We start from the raw sequence: 17,666 nt of genomic DNA, 5'->3' as shown, positions 1-17,666 counted from the left end.
CTCTCAGTTCGGTGGGTCAGCCGGTTGCCGCGGAGGTGTCGACGAGGACGTCGTCGCCCTCGACGCGGACCGGGTGGGTGGTGACCGGCTGGTTCGCCGGCAGGTTGGTGGGGACACCGGTGCGCAGGTCGAAGCACGACCCGTGCCAGGTGCACTCGATGGTGGGGACGCCGTCGACGATCTCGACGTCCCCGTCGCTCAGCGGGTAGTCCTGGTGCGAGCACAGGTCGGTCAGCGCGAAGACGTCGTCCCCGTGCCGGGCCACGACCAGCTCGATGGCATCTGCACCGTCGCCGACGGAGACCGGGAGGGCCTCGCCGTCGGCGACCTCGGAGAGGGAGCAGACCCGCTGGTAGCTCATGCCGGCTGGAGCTCTCCGGCCTCGACGTCCTGCTCCTCGAGGCCCGGGAGGGCACCCAGCCGCTGCTCGATGGTGCCCATCAGGCGGTCGGCCAGCTCGGGGACGGCGATCTTCTGCACCACGTCGGCGAAGAAGCCGCGGACGACCAGGCGGCGGGCGGTCTCGGCGTCGATCCCGCGCGAGCACAGGTAGAACAGCTGCTCGTCGTCGAACCGGCCGGTCGCGCTGGCGTGGCCGGCGCTGACGATCTCGCCGGTCTCGATCTCCAGGTTGGGCACCGAGTCGGCGCGGGCGCCGTCGGTGAGCACCAGGTTGCGGTTGAGCTCGTATGTCTCCGTGCCGGTGGCCGCGGGGCGGATCCGGACGTCGCCGACCCACACCGTGTGCGCCTGCTCGCCCTGCAGCGCGCCCTTGTAGACGACGTTGCTGACGCAGTTGGGCGTGGCGTGGTCGACCCAGAGCCGGTGCTCCTGGTGCTGGGTCTCGTCGGCGAAGTAGACGCCGGACAGCTCGGCGGTGCCGCCGGGGCCGGCGTACTCGACGTTGCTGACCAGGCGGACCAGGTCCCCGCCGAGGGTCACCACGACCTGGCGGAAGGTGGCGTCCCGGCCGACGACGGCGTCGAACTGGCCGCCGTGCGCGGTGCCGGGCTCCCACTCCTGGACGCTGATCAGCTCGACCTGGGCACCGTCGCCGACGAGCACGGTGACGCCGCCGGAGTACTTCGCCGAGCCGGCGTGGTCCAGCACGATGGTGGCCTTGGCGAAGTTGCCGACCTGGACCACGGTCTGGCCCCACACGACCTCGTCGGAGCCGGTGCCGCGCAGCGACAGCGTGACCGGGCGGTCCAGCTGGGCCTCCGCGGGCACCCGGACGACGGTCGCGCCGCCCGCGCGGACGCGGGTGAGGGCGGCGAGCCGGTCGACGGGCTCGGGCAGCCCCTTGAGCAGCGGGTCGTCGGCGCCGACGGTGGTCAGCTCGACCCCGTCGGGCAGGTCCGACGTCAGCTCGAGGCGGGCGTCGGAGTCCGCACCCTCCAGCAGCGGGCGGACCCGCTTCATCGGGGTGAAGCGCCACTGCTCCTCCCGGCCCGTGACGACGGGGAAGTCGTCGGGGTCGGCGGAGGTGAACCGCTCGGCCGGCGAACCGGTCGGGGCGGGGCCACCGTGGCTGTGCGACCCCGGGCCGGCACCGGCGGTGCCGGTGTCGGACGCGGGGGTGGTCGGCGGGCCGGCCTGCGCACCGACGCCGGGGGCGAAGAGCTCCTCGGCGAGGGTGGCGGAGTCGGTCGTCAGGCTCGTCTGTGGGTCGGTCATCAGCCGACGGCACCTTCCATCTGCAGCTCGATCAGGCGGTTCAGCTCGAGGGCGTACTCCATCGGCAGCTCCCGGGCGATCGGCTCGACGAAGCCGCGCACGACCATCGCCATCGCCTCGTCCTCGGACAGACCGCGGCTCATCAGGTAGAAGAGCTGGTCCTCGCTGACCCGGGAGACCGTGGCCTCGTGGCCCATGGAGACGTCGTCCTCGCGGACGTCGACGTAGGGGTAGGTGTCCGAGCGGCTGATCGTGTCGACCAGCAGCGCGTCGCACTTCACCGTGGAGCGGGAGCCGTGGGCGCCCTCGTCGATCTGCACCAGGCCCCGGTAGGAGGTCCGGCCGCCACCGCGGGCGACGGACTTGCTGATGATGTTCGACGAGGTGTGCGGCGCGGCGTGCACCATCTTGGCGCCGGCGTCCTGGTGCTGGCCCTCGCCGGCGAAGGCGATCGAGAGCACCTCGCCCTTGGCGTGCTCACCGGTCATCCACACGGCCGGGTACTTCATCGTCACCTTGGAGCCGATGTTGCCGTCGACCCACTCCATGGTCGCGCCCTCGTGGGCCACGGCCCGCTTGGTGACCAGGTTGTAGACGTTGTTCGACCAGTTCTGGATGGTCGTGTACCGGCAGCGCGCGTTCTTCTTGACGATGATCTCGACGACCGCGGAGTGCAGCGAGTCCGACTTGTAGATCGGCGCGGTGCAGCCCTCGACGTAGTGCACGTAGGCGCCCTCGTCGACGACGATCAGCGTCCGCTCGAACTGGCCCATGTTCTCGGTGTTGATCCGGAAGTAGGCCTGCAGCGGGATCTCCACGTTGACGCCCGGGGGCACGTAGATGAAGGAGCCACCGGACCACACGGCGGTGTTCAGCGCGGAGAACTTGTTGTCCCCGGACGGGATCACCGAGCCGAAGTACTCGCGGAACAGGTCCTCGTGCTCGCGCAGCGCGGTGTCGGTGTCCAGGAACAGGACGCCCTGCTCCTCGAGGTCCTCGCGGATCGAGTGGTAGACGACCTCGGACTCGTACTGGGCAGCGACACCGGAGACCAGGCGCTGCTTCTCGGCCTCGGGGATGCCCAGCTTGTCGTAGGTGTTCTTGATGTCGGCCGGGAGGTCGTCCCAGGTCGCGGCCTGCTTCTCCGTCGACCGCACGAAGTACTTGATGTTGTCGAAGTCGATGCCGGAGAGGTCCGAGCCCCAGTCGGGCATGGGCTTCTTGCCGAAGAGCTTGAGGGCCTTGAGGCGGCGCTCGAGCATCCACTCGGGCTCGTTCTTCCGACGGGAGATGTCGCGCACGACCTCCTCGTCGATGCCGCGGCGCGAGGAGGCGCCGGCGACGTCGGCGTCGGCCCAGCCGTACTTGTAGCGGCCGAGCTGGTCGATCTGCTCGTCCTGGGTCAGGGGGGTGACCGGCTGCTCTGTGGTGGTCATGCGGATGTCCTCTCCCGGGCGTTCTGTCGGGTGTGGCTCGGTGCGGGGCGGCGCGCGTCCGCCCGCTCGTTCGGTACAGGGCTCCCGGGGCGGGTTGTGTTCCCGCTCCGGGGGGTCCCGGGTATGTGGGTGGTGCAGATCCCGTCGCCGTGGGCGATGGTGGCCAGCCGCTGCACGTGCGTGCCGACCAGGCGGCCGATGACCGCGGTCTCGGCCTCGCACAGCTGCGGGAACTCCGCGGCGACGTGCGCGACCGGGCAGTGGTGCTGGCACAGCTGCCCGCCGCTGGAGATCGCCGAGGCCGAGGCAGCGTAGCCCTCGGCGGTGAGCGCCTCGGCGAGCACCTGGGCCCGGTCCACGGGCTCGGGACCGGTGGTCGCCGCGGCCCGCTCGACGGCGGTCGAGCATCGCTGCTCGAGGCCGGCCAGCTGCTGCCCGGCGACGTCCCGGACGGCGTCGGGCCCGCCGTGCGCCGCGACGAACCGCAGCGCGGTGAGCGCCAGGTCGTCGTAGGCGTGCGGGAAGCCCGACCGGCCGGCGTCGGTGAGCACGAAGTGCCGCGCCGGGCGGCCGCGGCCGCGGACCGACCCGGGCAGTGCACGCTCGGCGACGCGGCCCTCGGCGACCAGGGAGTCCAGGTGCCGGCGGACGGCGGCCGGCGAGACACCCAGCCGGGTCGCCAGCTCGGTGGCGGTCTGCGCGCCGTGCTCCAGCAGCAGACCGGTCACGCGGTCGCGGGTGCGCCCGTCGTCGGCCGGGGCCGAGGACCGGGCGGACTGCGCCGCAGTGGATTCCACAACACGAGTGTGCGCTATTTCCCGGAGCCCGCAAGCAAGGTCGCCCTAACCCGAACGCGCCGGTCACGGCCGCGGGGAGGGGTCCCGACGGACCCCTCCCCGCAGTCGTGGCACCGGGTGCCAGGTCAGACGGCCGCCGGCTCCTGGACGGCGAAGTCCAGCTCGCCGTCGACGACGTCCACCCGCAGCCGCGCGCCCTTGCCCAGGTCGCCGGACAGCACCATCCGGGACAGCGGGTTGTCCACCGACCGCTGGATCGCCCGGCGCAGTGGACGGGCACCGAAGGCCGGCTCGTGGCCGCGCTCGGCCAGCCAGGTCACCGCCCCCGGGGTGAACTCCACCTCGATGTCCTGCGCCGACAGCCGACGACGGGTCTCGTCCAGCAGCAGGTCGGTGATCCGGGCCAGCTGCTCGGTCTCCAGCTGCCGGAAGACGACGATCTCGTCGATCCGGTTGAGAAACTCGGGCCGGAAGGACTCCTTGAGCCGCCGCATCACGGCGTTCCGCACGTCGTTGCCGCCGCCGTCGGCGGACGTGAAGCCCAGCGGCCCGCGGGCGGCGTTGACGATCGCCTCCGAGCCCAGGTTCGACGTCATGACCACGACGGTGTTCGCGAAGGACACCGTGCGGCCCTGGCTGTCGGTGAGCCGGCCGTCGTCCAGCAGCTGCAGGAGCGTGTTGAACACGTCCGGGTGCGCCTTCTCCACCTCGTCGAGCAGCACCACCGAGTACGGGTTGCGGCGGACCGCCTCGGTCAGCTGACCGGCGTCCTCGTAGCCCACGTACCCGGGGGGCGAGCCGACGAGCCGGCTGACGGTGTGCCGCTCCTGGAACTCGCTCATGTCCAGCCGGACCATCTTGTCCTGGTCGACGAACAGCGCCTCGGCCAGTGCGCGGGCCAGCTCGGTCTTGCCGACGCCGGTCGGGCCCAGGAACAGGAAGCTGCCGATCGGCCGGTCCGGGTCGCCCAGCCCCGCGCGGGACCGGCGGATGGCCTCGGAGACCACCTCGACGGCCTCGTCCTGGCCGACGACGCGGGCGTGCAGCACGTCCTCCAGCCGCAGCAGGCGGTCGCGCTCCTCCTCGGTCAGCTGGGCCACCGGGATGCCGGTGGAGCGGGAGACCACCTCGGCGATCTCGGCCACCCCCACCTCCGGGATGCCGGCGTCCCCGCCGGTGCGGGCCTGGTCCAGGCGCTGCTGGGCCGCGGCGAGCTCGTCGCGCAGCGCGGAGGCCTGCTCGTACTGCTCGGCGGCCACCGCCTGGTCCTTCTCCCGGCCCAGCCGGTCGACCTCCTGCTCCAGCGAGCGCAGGTCGGTGGTCGGCGTCTTCACCCGCAGCCGCACCCGGGCACCGGCCTGGTCGATGAGGTCGATGGCCTTGTCGGGCAGGAACCGGTCGGCGACGTAGCGGTCGGACAGCTCGGCCGCGGCCACCACGGCCTCGTCGGTGAAGCGGACCTGGTGGTGGGCCTCGTAGCGGTCCCGCAGGCCGCGCAGGATCTCGATGGTGTCCAGCACGCTGGGCTCGGGAACCAGGATCGGCTGGAAGCGCCGCTCCAGGGCCGGGTCCTTCTCGATGCTGGTGCGGTACTCGTCCGGGGTGGTCGCCCCGATGCCGTGCAGCTCGCCGCGGGCCGGGGCCGGCTGGAGCATGTGGCCCGCCCCCGCCGAGCCCTCGGAGCCACCGGCGTTGACGACGGTGTGCAGCTCGTCGACGAAGACCAGCACGGAGTCCGAGTTCTCCCGGATCTCGTCGATGACCTTCTTCAGCCGCTCCTCGAAGTCCCCGCGGTAGCGGGTGCCGGCGACCAGGCCGGTGAGGTCCAGCTCCACCAGCCGTCGTCCGCGCAGCTGGTCGGGGACGTCGCCGGCCACGATCGCGGCGGCGATGCCCTCGACGATCGCGGTCTTGCCGACGCCGGCCTCGCCGATCAGCACCGGGTTGTTCTTGTTGCGGCGGGACAGCACCTCGATGGTCTGCTCGATCTCCGAGGCCCGGCCGATGACCGGGTCGATCTTGCCGTCGCGGGCCATCGCGGTCAGGTCGCGGCCGTACTCGTCCAGCGTGGGCGTGGTCGAGGGAGGCTGCTCGCCGGAGCCACCGCCCGCGGCCGGGACGCCGGCCGCGGCGCGCTGCAGCGCCTCGGGCGTGACGCGGGAACCGCCGAGGAACCGGCCGGCCCCGGACTCGGGGTTCAGGGCGAGGGCGAACAGCAGGTGCTCGGGGCCGATGTAGGTGGAGCCGCTGGCGCGGGACACCTGGTGGGCGTCGAGCAGGGCCCGCTTGGCCGCCGGGGTCAGCACCGGGGGCTGCTCGGTCGGCTCGCCGCGGCGCAGGGCGCCCTCGAGCTGGGCGCGCAGCTGCTCGGGGTCGGCGCCGGCGCGGGCCAGCAGCCCGCGGGTGGGCTCGTGGCCGGCCAGCGCCCACAGCAGGTGCTCGGCGTCCAGGTCCCGGCCGCCCCAGGCCGCGGCCTGGCGGGCGGCGGCGGAGACGACCTGGCGGGCGTGGTCGGAGAGCAGCTGGGTGATGTCCACGCGCTGCATGCCGCGCCGCGCGCCGGAGGAGAGGAAGGCGGAGAAGAAGTCGTCGAACGGGCTCCTGCCGGAGCCGGTGTCGAAGGGATCGGTCACGGTGTCACTCCTGGGGGTCGTCCTGCGTCGGCCCTCCCCGACCGGGGTTGGGTCGGTGGCCGCGCGCTGCCGTGCACAGCGCGTCCGCACCCCCCGTCCTTCCCGCATTCGCCGCAGGCGAACACCGGGTCGGGGGCGCGGCCACCTACCCTGGGACCCGTGCCGGTCTCCTCTGTCGTCGTCCGCCGCGTGGCCCTCGCCAACGCCGTCGCCAACGGCCTGATCGTCGTCACCGGGGGTGCGGTCCGGCTCACCGGTTCGGGCCTGGGCTGCCCCACCTGGCCCGAGTGCACCGACGGCTCGATCACCCCCACCGCCGAGCTCGCCGGCCACGGGCTCATCGAGTTCGGCAACCGGCTGCTGACCTTCGCCCTGGCGGTCATCGCGATCGCCACCGTCGTCGTGGTGTGGCGCTCGGCCCGCCGCGAGCTGCGGAAGTGGGCGATCGGCAGCTTCCTGGGCATCCCGGCGCAGGCCCTGCTCGGCGGGGTCACCGTGCTCACCGGCCTGAACCCGTGGACGGTCGCCGCGCACTTCCTGGTGTCGATGGTGCTGGTGGCGGTGGCGACCACGCTGTGGCTGCGCTCCCGGGAGCCCGGCGTGGGCCAGCTGCTGGTCCGCCGTCCGATCGCCCTGCTGATCACCGGGATCGCCGTGGCGGTGGGCGCCGTCCAGGTGTTCGGCACCGTCGTCACCGGGTCCGGCCCGCACAGCGGCGACCCGGAGGCCGGGCGCACCGGCCTCGACCCCGAGCTGGTCAGCCAGCTGCACGCCGACGTCGTCTTCCTGCTCATCGGGCTGACCGTCGCGCTGCTGGTGGCCCTCTACGCCACCGACTCCGCCAGTCGGGTCCGCCGGGCCGCCCGAGACCTGCTGGTGGTCGAGCTGGCCCAGGGCGTGATCGGCTACGTGCAGTACTTCACCGGCCTGCCCGTCGTCCTGGTGCTGCTGCACATGGCCGGCGCCGTGCTGATCACCGCCTACACCGCCCGGCTGCTCTGGGCGGTCCGCGGCCCGCGCACCGAGGCCACCCTCGAGCCCGCCGCCGACGCCTTCGCCACCACCCGCTGACCCCTGGGGCGCCTCCGCGGCGTCGCGTGACAGCTCAGTGCGGTCCGGCGACGCCCAGCACCGCGCTCAGCCGCCACTCGACGGGCCGACGCCGGCCATCCGGGCGCATCGCCGTCGAGTGACGGCTCAGCGTGGATCAACAGCCCCCGCATCCACGCTCACCCGTCAGCCGGCGCCCTGGCCCCGGCCACCCGGGCCCAGCACCAGCTTCACCACCGTCGAGTGACAGCTCAGTGCGGCCCGGCGGCATCCAGGACCGCGGTCAGCTGTCACTCGACGAGCGGCGCCGGCCATCCAGGCACGTCATCGTCGGCTGACGGCTCGGTAGCGTCAAGCAGCGTTGAACTTCAGGGTGTGGATCTTGAAGTCGATGGTGTTGGTCGGGCGTAGAGCTTGGGTCAGTGTGGTCCAGGCGGGGTGGTCGGTCATCCGGGCCAGTTGGATGGTGACCAGGTCGCGTAGGCCCTCGACTGACCAGCGGGTGCCGCCGATGTCGGTGCGGGCGTTGAGTTCGCGCATGACGCGCTCGATGACTCCGGAGCCCAGTTCGGGTCCGCCCAGGGGTGCCAGTCGTTGTCGGAGTTCGGGGCGCAGGCAGGTGAAGACCTGGTCGCGGGCGCCGGTGAGCAGCTGTGCGGCGGCGTGGTGGTCGGCGTCGGTGATGGTGTCGACGAAGGCGTCGTAGAGGTCCAAGGCCTGGGCGTGGGTGAGTCGTTCGCGGGCCACGCGGTGCAGGAGGTCGACCAGTCCGGCGCGCTGGGCGTTGGCCCAGGGGTGCGGTGCCTTGTCGGCGTAGAGGGCCCAGCGCAGCGCACGGGGCAGGTGCCACCAGCAGCGCTGGATCGGGGCGTCGGGCCACACGTCCTGGGCCAGTCGGGTGATCGCCAGCTCCCCGTCCACGACGACCATCGCCGGTGGGTCCACCGCACGCAGCTGGGTGGCCATGGCCGACCACGGCTGGCCCAGGGTCAGCCCGAGCAGGTTGACCGTGGCGCGGCGGCGGCGGCGTGGGCCGGTGCGGGCGGTGAGCCCGATGGCGATGTTGGTGTCCACGCCCAGCCTGCGGCGACCGGCGCGCATGCCGGTGCCATCCAGGATCACCACCTCGGCCCGCCCGGGGGCACCAGGTAGGTCTGCGCACCCCACCCCATCAAGCATCGCGGCCAGGTCGGCCACAGCCGAGTGCGCTCGCCCGGCCGTCCCGGGTGCCCCGAACTGCGCGGCCACAGCCCCGGCGCGGGCGAAGGACATCTGGGTGGCCAACTCGGCCAGCTCGACCATCAACCGATCAGTGCGTCGCCGGCCCGACAGGTCCAACAACAACAGCAGCGGGGCGAACACCCGCCCGCACGACCGGCACCCCACGTTGGCCAACTGGATGCGCACGATCCCGGTGGCGGTGTCCAGCCGGCGCGGACGGGTGCGCTTGCCCTTGCGGGCGAAGTCGCTCATCACCCCGCACCCCGGGCACCCGAACGGCGCCGGCAGGTCCCACACCGGCAGCCATCTGGGACCACACACCCGGTCGATCAGCCTGTCCTGCAGCTCCTCCACAGCCGCCGCTACCGCGGCGGCGGGCACCTCATCGCGCATCGCCACCGCCCACGCCTCCAGCTGCGACCAGGTCAACGAACCACCCAGCTCAGGCAGCTCAACGGTCAGGGCAAGGGTAGTGACAACCACCAGGAACTCCTCGGATCAGGCGACCCCCACCTCAAGCCCAAGATCCGAGAACTTCAACGATGCTCTGCGCTACCGACGGCNCAACGAACCACCCAGCTCAGGCAGCTCAACGGTCAGGGCAAGGGTAGTGACAACCACCAGGAACTCCTCGGATCAGGCGACCCCCACCTCAAGCCCAAGATCCGAGAACTTCAACGATGCTCTGCGCTACCGACGGCTCAGCGTGGATGGCCGGCCTGCGGGTCCACGCTGAGCCGTCACCGGACGCGCGGCGTGCGGTCACACCCGCGGCAGGACGTCGAGTGGCAGCTCAGCGTGGATAGCCGGCGTCCCCGCGCCCGCTCAGCTGTCGGTCGACGCAGCAGGGCGCCTAGGCGAGCACAGCGACCGGCCATCGGTCGCCGCGCGATCGACGTGCACCGTCAGACGAGGACGTCGACGACCAGGGCGATGGACAGCAGGGTCATGTAGGTGATCGACACCGAGAACAGCCGCATCGGGCGGTCGGCGCCGCCGCCGCGGATCCGCGCCAGCCAGGCGTGCGACTCGTAGACGTACCAGGCACCCAGCGCGATGACCGGGACGCCCGCGATCCAGCCCAGCCCCGGGGTCACCGGCACCATCAGGGCCGACACGGCGAGCGTGCCCCAGGCCCACGCGATGGACTGCCGTCCGACGCTGACCGGGCCGGCCACCACCGACAGCATCGGGACGCCGGCGCGGAAGTAGTCGTAGCGGTAGCGGCTGGCCAGCGCCCAGAAGTGCGGCATCTGCCAGCAGAAGACGATGCCGAAGAACACCACGGCCGGCCAGGCCAACGACCCGGTGACCGCGGCCCAGCCGATGAGCACCGGGGCCGCGCCGGGGAGGCCGCCGAACACCGTGTTGTGGTGGGTCCGGCGCTTGAGCACCATCGTGTAGAAGACCGAGTAGGCCAGCATCGCCACGGCGGTCAGCGCGGTGGCCAGCGGCGTGGTGAAGACCCCGAGCACGACCAGGGAGACCCAGGCCAGCAGGACGCCGAAGATCAGCGCCGAGCGCGGGCTGATGACGCCGGTGACGATCGGCCGGTCGCGGGTGCGCGACATGATCCGGTCGATGTCGCGGTCGTACCAGCAGTTGATCGTGTTGGCCGCACCCGCGGCCAGCATGCCGCCGACCAGGGTGGCCAGCGCGAGGCCCGTCCCGGGCCAGCCGCCGGCGGCCAGCATCATCGCCGGGAGCGTGGTCACCAGCAGCAGCTCGACCAGCTTGGGCTTGGTGAGCGAGACGTAGGCGCCCACCAGGGCCAGCGGCGGGGTACGCCGCACCACGGCACGCCGTTCGGCCACGGAGGTCACGAGTCGACTCACACCATTCAGACCGGGGCGGGCAGAGGTCGACCCCACTCTAGCCCCGAGACCGGGTGCGGTCCTTCCCTACCACTAGGGTTCCCGACGTTGATGGTGCGCGCCTCGCGGGTAGGGCCCAGGTCGGCAACGACGACGACCGGCAGTCACCCCGGCATCGCCCCCGACCCATGACCGATCCCGAGGGAGCACCCGCCAGATGGCAGACAAGAGCACCGAGTCCGAGGCCCCGGCCGAGGCCGCGACCGACAGCCCGACCGGCGCGCCCGAGCAGCCGAACCCCACCCTCCCCGAGGGCTTCACCGAGCTGGACCGCCGGGCGATCGACACCGCCCGCGTGCTGGCGATGGACGCCGTCCAGAAGACCGGCAACGGCCACCCCGGGACGGCGATGAGCCTGGCCCCGCTGGCCTACCTGCTCTTCCAGAAGCACCTCAAGCACGACCCGTCGGAGCCGAACTGGGTCGCCCGCGACCGCTTCGTCCTCTCCCCCGGCCACACCGCGCTGACGCTCTACACCGAGCTCTACTTCTCCGGCTACGGCCTGGAGCTCGACGACCTCAAGGCGCTGCGCACCTGGGGCTCCAGGACCCCGGGCCACCCCGAGGTCGGCCACACCACCGGCGTCGAGACCACCACCGGCCCGCTGGGCCAGGGCGTGGGCAACGCGGTCGGCATGGCCATGGCCGCCCGCCGCGAGCGCGGCATCTGGGACCCGACGACGGACCCGTCCGCCGACAGCCTCTTCGACCACACCATCTGGGCGATCGCCTCCGACGGCGACATGGAGGAGGGCATCTCCGGCGAGGCGTCCTCGCTGGCCGGCACGCAGCAGCTGGGCAACCTCGTCGTCGTCTACGACGACAACAAGATCTCCATCGAGGACGACACGACCGTCGCCTTCACCGAGGACGTCGGCAAGCGCTACGAGGCCTACGGCTGGCACGTCCAGCACGTCGCCGACGGCGAGGACCTCGCCTCCCTGGACGCCGCGCTGACCGCCGCGAAGGCCGAGACCGGCCGTCCCTCGCTGATCGTGATGCGCACGGTGCTGGCATGGCCGGCGCCGAACAAGCAGAACACCGGCGCCGCGCACGGCTCCGCCCTCGGCGACGACGAGGTCGCGGCCACCAAGGAGATCCTCGGCTTCGACCCGGCGCAGACCTTCGAGGTCGCCGACGAGGTCATCGCGCACACCCGCAAGGTGATCGAGCGCGGGCAGGCCGCCCGCGCCGAGTGGCAGCCCCGCTTCGACGCCTGGCGCTCGGCGAACGCCGACCAGGCCGCGCTGTTCGACCGCATGACGACCCGCACCCTCCCCGAGGGCTGGGCCGACGCGCTGCCGACCTTCGACGCCGACCCCAAGGGCATGGCCACCCGCAAGGCCTCCGGTGCCGTGCTGGCCGCCATCTACCCGGCGCTGCCGGAGCTGTGGGGCGGGTCGGCCGACCTGGCCGAGTCCAACAACCCCGCGGTCGAGGGCGAGCCCTCGTTCCTGCCCTCGGTGCACCAGACCAAGATGTGGAGCGGTGGCCCCTACGGCCGCACGCTGCACTTCGGCATCCGCGAGCACGCCATGGGCTCGATCATGAACGGCATCGCGCTGCACGGCGGCACCCGCGTCTACGGCGGCACGTTCCTGACGTTCTCGGACTACATGCGCCCCGCCGTCCGGCTCGCCGCGCTCATGCAGCTGCCGGTCACCTACGTGTGGACGCACGACTCCATCGGCCTGGGCGAGGACGGCCCGACGCACCAGCCGATCGAGCACCTGGCCGCGCTGCGGGCGATCATCGGCCTGGACGTCGTCCGCCCGGCCGACGCCAACGAGACCGCGGTCGCCTGGCGCACCATCCTCGAGCACGACGACCGGCCCGCCGGCATCATCCTGTCCCGGCAGAACCTGCCGATCGTGGACCGCGCCGAGTTCGGCTCGGCCGAGGGCACCGCCAAGGGCGCCTACGTGCTGGCCGAGGCCAGCTCCGGCACCCCCGAGGTGATCCTGATGAGCACCGGGTCCGAGGTGCAGATCGCCGTCGCCGCGCGCGAGCAGCTCGAGGCCGCGGGCACCCCGACCCGGGTGGTCTCCATCCCGTGCCAGGAGTGGTTCGCCGAGCAGGACCAGGCCTACCGCGACGAGGTCTTCCCCCCGTCGGTCAAGGCCCGGGTCTCCATCGAGGCCGCCATCGCCATGGGCTGGCGCGACTTCGTCGGCGACGCCGGCCGGATCATCGGGCTGGACCACTACGGCGCCAGCGCCCCGTACACGAAGCTCTACGAGGAGTTCGGGCTCGCCGCCGAGGCCGTCGTGGCCGCGGCCCGCGAGAGCATCCAGGCCGCGTCCGCGGGCACCGGCCTCTCCGCCGGCGGCGACGTCGTCGGCGGCCTGCACACCCAGCGCACCGGCGACCAGAAGTAGAGAGGGACACCGAGATGACCCAGAACGAGAACCTGGCGAGCCTGTCGAAGGCGGGTGTCGCCGTGTGGCTGGACGACCTGTCCCGCGACCGGATCCGCAGCGGCAACCTGCAGTCCCTGGTCGACGAGCACTCCGTCGTCGGCGTCACCACGAACCCGTCGATCTTCGCCGCCGCGATCAGCGGCTCGGAGTCCTACGACGACCAGCTGCACGCCATGGCCGTCCGCGGGGTCTCGGTCGAGGAGGCGCTGCGCACCATCACCGCCTCCGACGTCCGGGACGCCTGCGACCTGCTCGCGCCGGTCGCCGCCCGCACCGGCCGCGACGGCCGCGTCTCCCTCGAGGTCGCCCCCGGGCTGGCCCACGAGACCGACGCGACCGCCGCCGAGGCCGCCCACCTGTGGTGGCTGGTCGACCGGCCGAACCTGTTCATCAAGATCCCGGCCACCGTCGAGGGCCTGCCGGCCATCACCGAGACGATCGCCAACGGGATCAGCGTCAACGTCACCCTCATCTTCAGCCTCGAGCGCTACAAGGCCGTCATGGAGGCCTACCTCGCCGGCCTGGAGAAGCGCGCCGAGGACCCCGAGGCGAGCTTCGAGGGCATCGAGAGCGTCGCGTCCTTCTTCGTGTCCCGCGTGGACACCGAGATCGACAAGCGCCTGGACGACGCCGGTGCCGACCCCTCCCTCAAGGGCAAGGCTGGCATCGCCAACGCCCAGCTGGCCTACGAGGCCTACGAGGAGATCTTCTCCTCCGACCGCTGGAAGGCCCTCGAGGCTCGGGGCGCCAGCAAGCAGCGCCCGCTGTGGGCCTCCACCGGGGTGAAGAACCCCGACTACAGCGACACGATGTACCTGTCCGAGCTGGTCGGCGCCGACACCGTGAACACGATGCCGGAGAAGACCATGCAGGCCTTCGCCGACCACGGCCAGGTCGGCCGCCCGGTGACTGACACCTACGCCGACGCCGCGGCCGTCATGCAGTCGGTGACCGACGCCGGGGTCGACCTGGACGACGTGTTCGCCGTGCTGGAGACCGAGGGCGTGCAGAAGTTCAACGACGCCTGGGATGAACTCTCGACGTCGGTGGCCGAACAGCTCAAGGACAAGAAGTAGTCGAAGGACTCCTGACCGGGGGCCGGCGCACCGCCGCGCCGGCCCCTGTTGTCCCCCACCACCCCACAGCACCTGAGGGACGGATGACCACCAACCCGTTGCGCGACCCGAGGGACCGGCGGTTGCCCCGGGTCCCCGAACCCTGTGCCCTCGTGGTCTTCGGCATCACCGGGGACCTCGCCCGCAAGAAGCTGCTGCCGGCGGTCTACGACCTCGCCAACCGCGGCCTGCTCCCCACCAACTTCGCGCTGCTGGGCTTCGCCCGCCGCGACTGGGACGACGTCGACTTCGCCGAGCTGTCCCGCACCGCGGCCCGCGAGCACGCCCGCACCCCGTGGCGCGAGGAGGTCTGGGAGCGGCTGTCGAACTCGGTCCGCTTCATCCAGGGCTCCTTCGACGACGACGACGCCTTCGACGAGCTCGCCCGCACCCTCGGCGAGCTGGAGGGCAGCCACGGCATCGGCGGGAACGCGGCGTTCTACCTGTCCATCCCGCCGAGCATGTTCCCCGTCGTCCTCAAGCAGATGCAGCGCACCGGGATGGCCGAGAGCACCTCCGACCGCTGGCGCCGGGTGGTCGTGGAGAAGCCGTTCGGCACCGACCTGCCCTCCAGTCGCGAGCTCAACGGGCTGGTCGACTCGGTCTTCAGCGCCGACGACGTCTTCCGCATCGACCACTACCTGGGCAAGGAGACGGTGCAGAACCTCCTGGCCCTGCGCTTCGCCAACACCCTCTTCGAGCCGGTCTGGAACGGCGCGCACGTCGACTCCGTGCAGATCACCATGGCCGAGGACGTCGGCATCGGCGGGCGCGCGGAGTTCTACGAGCGCACCGGCGCCGCCCGCGACGTGCTGCAGAACCACCTGCTGCAGCTGCTCGCGCTCACCGCGATGGAGGAGCCCGTCGAGTTCTCCGCCGAGGAGATCCGCACCGAGAAGCTCAAGGTGCTGCGGGCCATCTCGGTGCCCAAGGACATGGCCCGCTTCGCCGTCCGCGGCCAGTACGAGCAGGGCTGGCTCGCCGGCCAGCGGGCCAAGGGCTACCGGCAGGAGGACGGCGTCGCCGAGGACTCCCGCACCGAGACCTACACCGCCGTCCGGCTGGGCGTGGAGACCCGGCGCTGGGCCGGCGTCCCGTTCTACCTGCGCACCGGCAAGCGGCTCCCCCGCCGGGTCACCGAGATCGCGCTGTCGTTCCGAAAGGCCCCGCACCTGCCCTTCGCGCCCACCGACACCGAGGAGCTCGGCCACAACCAGCTCGTCGTCCGGGTGCAGCCCGACGAGGGGGTCACCCTCAAGTTCGGGTCGAAGGTGCCGGGCAGCGTGATGGAGGTCCGCGACGTGTCGATGGACTTCCTGTACGGCGAGCAGTTCACCGAGTCCTCCCCGGAGGCCTACGAGCGGCTGCTGCTGGACGTGCTGCTGGGCGACGCGACGCTCTTCCCGCGCAACGCCGAGGTCGAGGCCTCCTGGGCGGTCATCGACCCGCTGGAGGAGTACTGGTCCAGCACCACCCCGTTCTCCTACCGGGCCGGCGAGTGGGGCCCGCGGGCCGCCGACGAGATGCTCGCCTCCGAGGGCCGGGCATGGCGCCGGCCGTGACCGCACCCCACCGACTCCTGGAGGACCCCAAGTGAGCACGCTGTGGGACACCAACGGCTCCGCGATCGTCAAGGAGCTCGCCGCGCAGCGCCGCACCGGTGGTGCGGTGATGAGCGGGGTCGCGCTGACCCTGGTCGTCGTGGCCGACGAGGACCGGGTCGCCGAGGCCGAGGCCGCTGCGGCCGCCGCCGCCGAGGTGCACCCGTGCCGGCTGCTGGTGGTCGTCCGCCGCCAGGTCGAGGCGCCGTCCCCGCGGCTGGACGCCGAGGTGCTCATCGGCGGCCGGCTGGGCCCCGGCGAGGCCGTGGTCATGCGGATGTACGGCCGGCTCGGCCTGCACGCGGAGTCCGTCGTGCTGCCGCTGCTCGCCGCCGACGCCCCCGTCGTCACCTGGTGGTTCTCCGCCGCCCCCGACCGCATCGAGACCGACGCGCTGGGTGTGATCGCCAACCGGCGGGTCACCGACAGCCTGATGGCCGCCGACGGCGTCGCGGCGCTGCGGCAGCGGGCCGAGGACTTCGCCCCCGGCGACACCGACCTGGCCTGGACCCGGAGCACGCCCTGGCGGTCCACGCTGGCCTCCACCCTGGACGCCGTGGTCGGTCGCCGCGGTGGCCCGGTGCAGGTGCTCGCGGGCCAGGTGGTCGGCGACCCGGAGAACCCCACCGCCCAGCTGGTCGCCGGCTGGCTCAGCGCCCGCTGCGGCTGCAAGGTCACCGTCGAGGCCGGGCAGCGCAGCACCGGGTCCAAGGGCATCGACACCGTCGTCCTGACGCTGGACCAGGACGAGGAGGTCCGGCTCACCGACGACCGCAAGGGCGGGGCGGTCATCAGCCAGCCCTACCGGCCCGACTCCACCGTCGCGCTCACCAAGCGGTCCCTCGGCGAGCTGATCGGCGAGGAGATGAAGCGGCTGGACTCCGACGAGCCCTACCGCGAGGCCCTGGAGGCGGCCACCGGCCTGACCGGGCTGGCCGACCGCCCGGCGGTCCGCGAGCACCGCTGGTTCGACCCCATGCGCCCCGTGCAGCCGGCTCCCACGGTGCCCGCGGACTCGACCGAGGACGACGAGGTCGCGCAGACCGGCACCGGCCCGGGCGACGACGACGGCGGCGACGACTCCCCGGCGGAGGCGTGAGCAGCCCGGAGGTCGTCGTCCGGCCCGACGCCGACGACCTGGCCGCCACGGTGGCCCGGGAGCTGGTGGCGCGGCTGGCCGCGGCCCAGGCCGAGCACGGCACCGCCTCGGTGGTGCTGACCGGCGGGGGCATCGGCACCGCGGTGCTGCGCGCGGTCGCCGCGGCCGGCTCGGCGGTCGACTGGAATGCCGTCGACGTGTGGTGGGGCGACGAGCGCTGGGTGGCCGCCGACGACGACGACCGCAACGAGAAGGGCGCCCGCGAGGCGCTGCTGGACGTCGTCGGCGTCCCGGCCGACCGGGTGCACGCGATCCCGGCCTCGGACGCCGGCTTCGCCGAGCCGGAGGACGCCGCGGCCGCCTACGCCGCGGAGCTCACCCGGGTCGGCGGCGGGGCGCTGCCGCGGATCGACGTGCTGCTGCTCGGCGTCGGGCCCGAGGGCCACGTGGCCTCGATCTTCCCGGACTCCCCCGCGGTCGGCGACGACCGGGCGGTGGTCGCCGTCCGCGACTGCCCCAAGCCGCCCCCCACCCGGGTGAGCCTGGGGTTCGCCACGATCACCGCCGCCGACGAGGTGTGGCTGCTGGTCTCCGGCGAGGGCAAGGCCGAGGCCGTGGCCCGGGCGCTGTCCGGTGGCGAGACGCCGGCGAGCCTGCCGGCGGCCGGCGCCGTGGGGCGCCGGGACACCCGCTGGATGCTCGACCAGGACGCCGCCTCCCAGCTCGGCTGAGCCGGGCGGCGGC

Annotated in this window: 13 protein-coding genes; 6 read left to right on the top strand and 7 right to left on the bottom strand. The window is 72.7% G+C overall.

Features of this window, described 5'->3' with window-relative positions:
- Positions 1 to 16: 16 nt before the first annotated feature.
- From LFA75_RS20400 to LFA75_RS20380, 5 genes are all read right to left on the bottom strand, one after another.
- On the bottom strand, positions 17 to 361 hold the full coding sequence (locus LFA75_RS20400) for a Rieske (2Fe-2S) protein (protein ID WP_225235419.1): 345 nt from the start codon (positions 359 to 361) through the stop codon (positions 17 to 19).
- A complete protein-coding gene (gene sufD / locus LFA75_RS20395; RefSeq protein ID WP_225235418.1) occupies positions 358 to 1,677 on the bottom strand; it encodes a Fe-S cluster assembly protein SufD in 1,320 nt (439 codons plus the stop codon). Before sufD ends, LFA75_RS20400 begins: the two co-directional genes overlap by 4 nt.
- Positions 1,677 to 3,113 carry a Fe-S cluster assembly protein SufB gene (gene sufB, locus LFA75_RS20390; protein ID WP_225235417.1) on the bottom strand — a complete coding sequence of 479 codons (1,437 nt, stop codon included), beginning with the start codon at positions 3,111 to 3,113 and terminating at the stop codon, positions 1,677 to 1,679. The genes sufD and sufB overlap by 1 nt, the downstream gene beginning before the upstream one ends.
- Positions 3,110 to 3,910 (bottom strand): helix-turn-helix transcriptional regulator, encoded by an 801-nt coding sequence (locus LFA75_RS20385; RefSeq protein ID WP_225235416.1) that lies wholly within the window; start codon positions 3,908 to 3,910, stop codon positions 3,110 to 3,112. Before LFA75_RS20385 ends, sufB begins: the two co-directional genes overlap by 4 nt.
- 125 nt (positions 3,911 to 4,035) lie before the next feature.
- Positions 4,036 to 6,543, bottom strand: coding sequence for an ATP-dependent Clp protease ATP-binding subunit (locus LFA75_RS20380; RefSeq protein WP_225235415.1), 2,508 nt, complete (start codon positions 6,541 to 6,543; stop codon positions 4,036 to 4,038).
- Positions 6,544 to 6,702: 159 nt separating this feature from the next.
- On the opposite strand from LFA75_RS20380, the gene LFA75_RS20375 reads away from it, so the two are divergent.
- Positions 6,703 to 7,614 carry a COX15/CtaA family protein gene (locus tag LFA75_RS20375; protein ID WP_225235414.1) on the top strand — a complete coding sequence of 304 codons (912 nt, stop codon included), beginning with the start codon at positions 6,703 to 6,705 and terminating at the stop codon, positions 7,612 to 7,614.
- A gap of 330 nt (positions 7,615 to 7,944) precedes the next feature.
- Here the strand turns inward: LFA75_RS20375 and LFA75_RS20370 are convergent, their stop codons facing one another.
- Positions 7,945 to 9,243 (bottom strand): transposase, encoded by a 1,299-nt coding sequence (locus tag LFA75_RS20370; protein WP_225235413.1) that lies wholly within the window; start codon positions 9,241 to 9,243, stop codon positions 7,945 to 7,947.
- Between the two features lie 476 nt (positions 9,244 to 9,719).
- A complete protein-coding gene (locus LFA75_RS20365; protein WP_225235412.1) occupies positions 9,720 to 10,637 on the bottom strand; it encodes a heme o synthase in 918 nt (305 codons plus the stop codon).
- Between the two features lie 208 nt (positions 10,638 to 10,845).
- Between LFA75_RS20365 and tkt the strand changes: the two genes are divergently transcribed.
- The 5 genes from tkt to pgl all read left to right on the top strand — a co-directional run bounded on the left by tkt (position 10,846) and on the right by pgl (position 17,653).
- Positions 10,846 to 13,065: a transketolase gene (gene tkt / locus LFA75_RS20360; RefSeq protein ID WP_225235411.1), complete on the top strand. Its 2,220-nt coding sequence runs from the start codon at positions 10,846 to 10,848 to the stop codon at positions 13,063 to 13,065.
- A gap of 14 nt (positions 13,066 to 13,079) precedes the next feature.
- Positions 13,080 to 14,183, top strand: a complete 1,104-nt coding sequence (gene tal, locus LFA75_RS20355; protein WP_225235410.1) for a transaldolase — start codon at positions 13,080 to 13,082, stop codon at positions 14,181 to 14,183.
- An 83-nt stretch (positions 14,184 to 14,266) separates the two neighbouring features.
- Positions 14,267 to 15,784, top strand: coding sequence for a glucose-6-phosphate dehydrogenase (zwf, locus tag LFA75_RS20350; protein ID WP_225235409.1), 1,518 nt, complete (start codon positions 14,267 to 14,269; stop codon positions 15,782 to 15,784).
- Between the two features lie 31 nt (positions 15,785 to 15,815).
- A complete protein-coding gene (locus LFA75_RS20345; protein ID WP_225235408.1) occupies positions 15,816 to 16,922 on the top strand; it encodes a glucose-6-phosphate dehydrogenase assembly protein OpcA in 1,107 nt (368 codons plus the stop codon).
- Positions 16,919 to 17,653: a 6-phosphogluconolactonase gene (gene pgl, locus LFA75_RS20340; protein ID WP_225235407.1), complete on the top strand. Its 735-nt coding sequence runs from the start codon at positions 16,919 to 16,921 to the stop codon at positions 17,651 to 17,653. Before LFA75_RS20345 ends, pgl begins: the two co-directional genes overlap by 4 nt.
- Positions 17,654 to 17,666: the final 13 nt, after the last annotated feature.

This window comes from Klenkia terrae, from assembly GCF_900491935.1.
Taxonomy (GTDB): domain Bacteria; phylum Actinomycetota; class Actinomycetes; order Mycobacteriales; family Geodermatophilaceae; genus Klenkia; species Klenkia terrae.
This window is presented reverse-complemented; position numbering and strand designations above follow the sequence as displayed.

Coding starts and splice junctions, on each gene's coding strand:
- LFA75_RS20400 (WP_225235419.1), bottom strand. CDS start 361: ATGAGCTACCAGCGGGTCTGCTCCCTCTCCGAGGTCGCCGACGGCGAG.
- sufD (WP_225235418.1), bottom strand. CDS start 1,677: ATGACCGACCCACAGACGAGCCTGACGACCGACTCCGCCACCCTCGCC.
- sufB (WP_225235417.1), bottom strand. CDS start 3,113: ATGACCACCACAGAGCAGCCGGTCACCCCCCTGACCCAGGACGAGCAG.
- tkt (WP_225235411.1), top strand. CDS start 10,846: ATGGCAGACAAGAGCACCGAGTCCGAGGCCCCGGCCGAGGCCGCGACC.
- tal (WP_225235410.1), top strand. CDS start 13,080: ATGACCCAGAACGAGAACCTGGCGAGCCTGTCGAAGGCGGGTGTCGCC.
- zwf (WP_225235409.1), top strand. CDS start 14,267: ATGACCACCAACCCGTTGCGCGACCCGAGGGACCGGCGGTTGCCCCGG.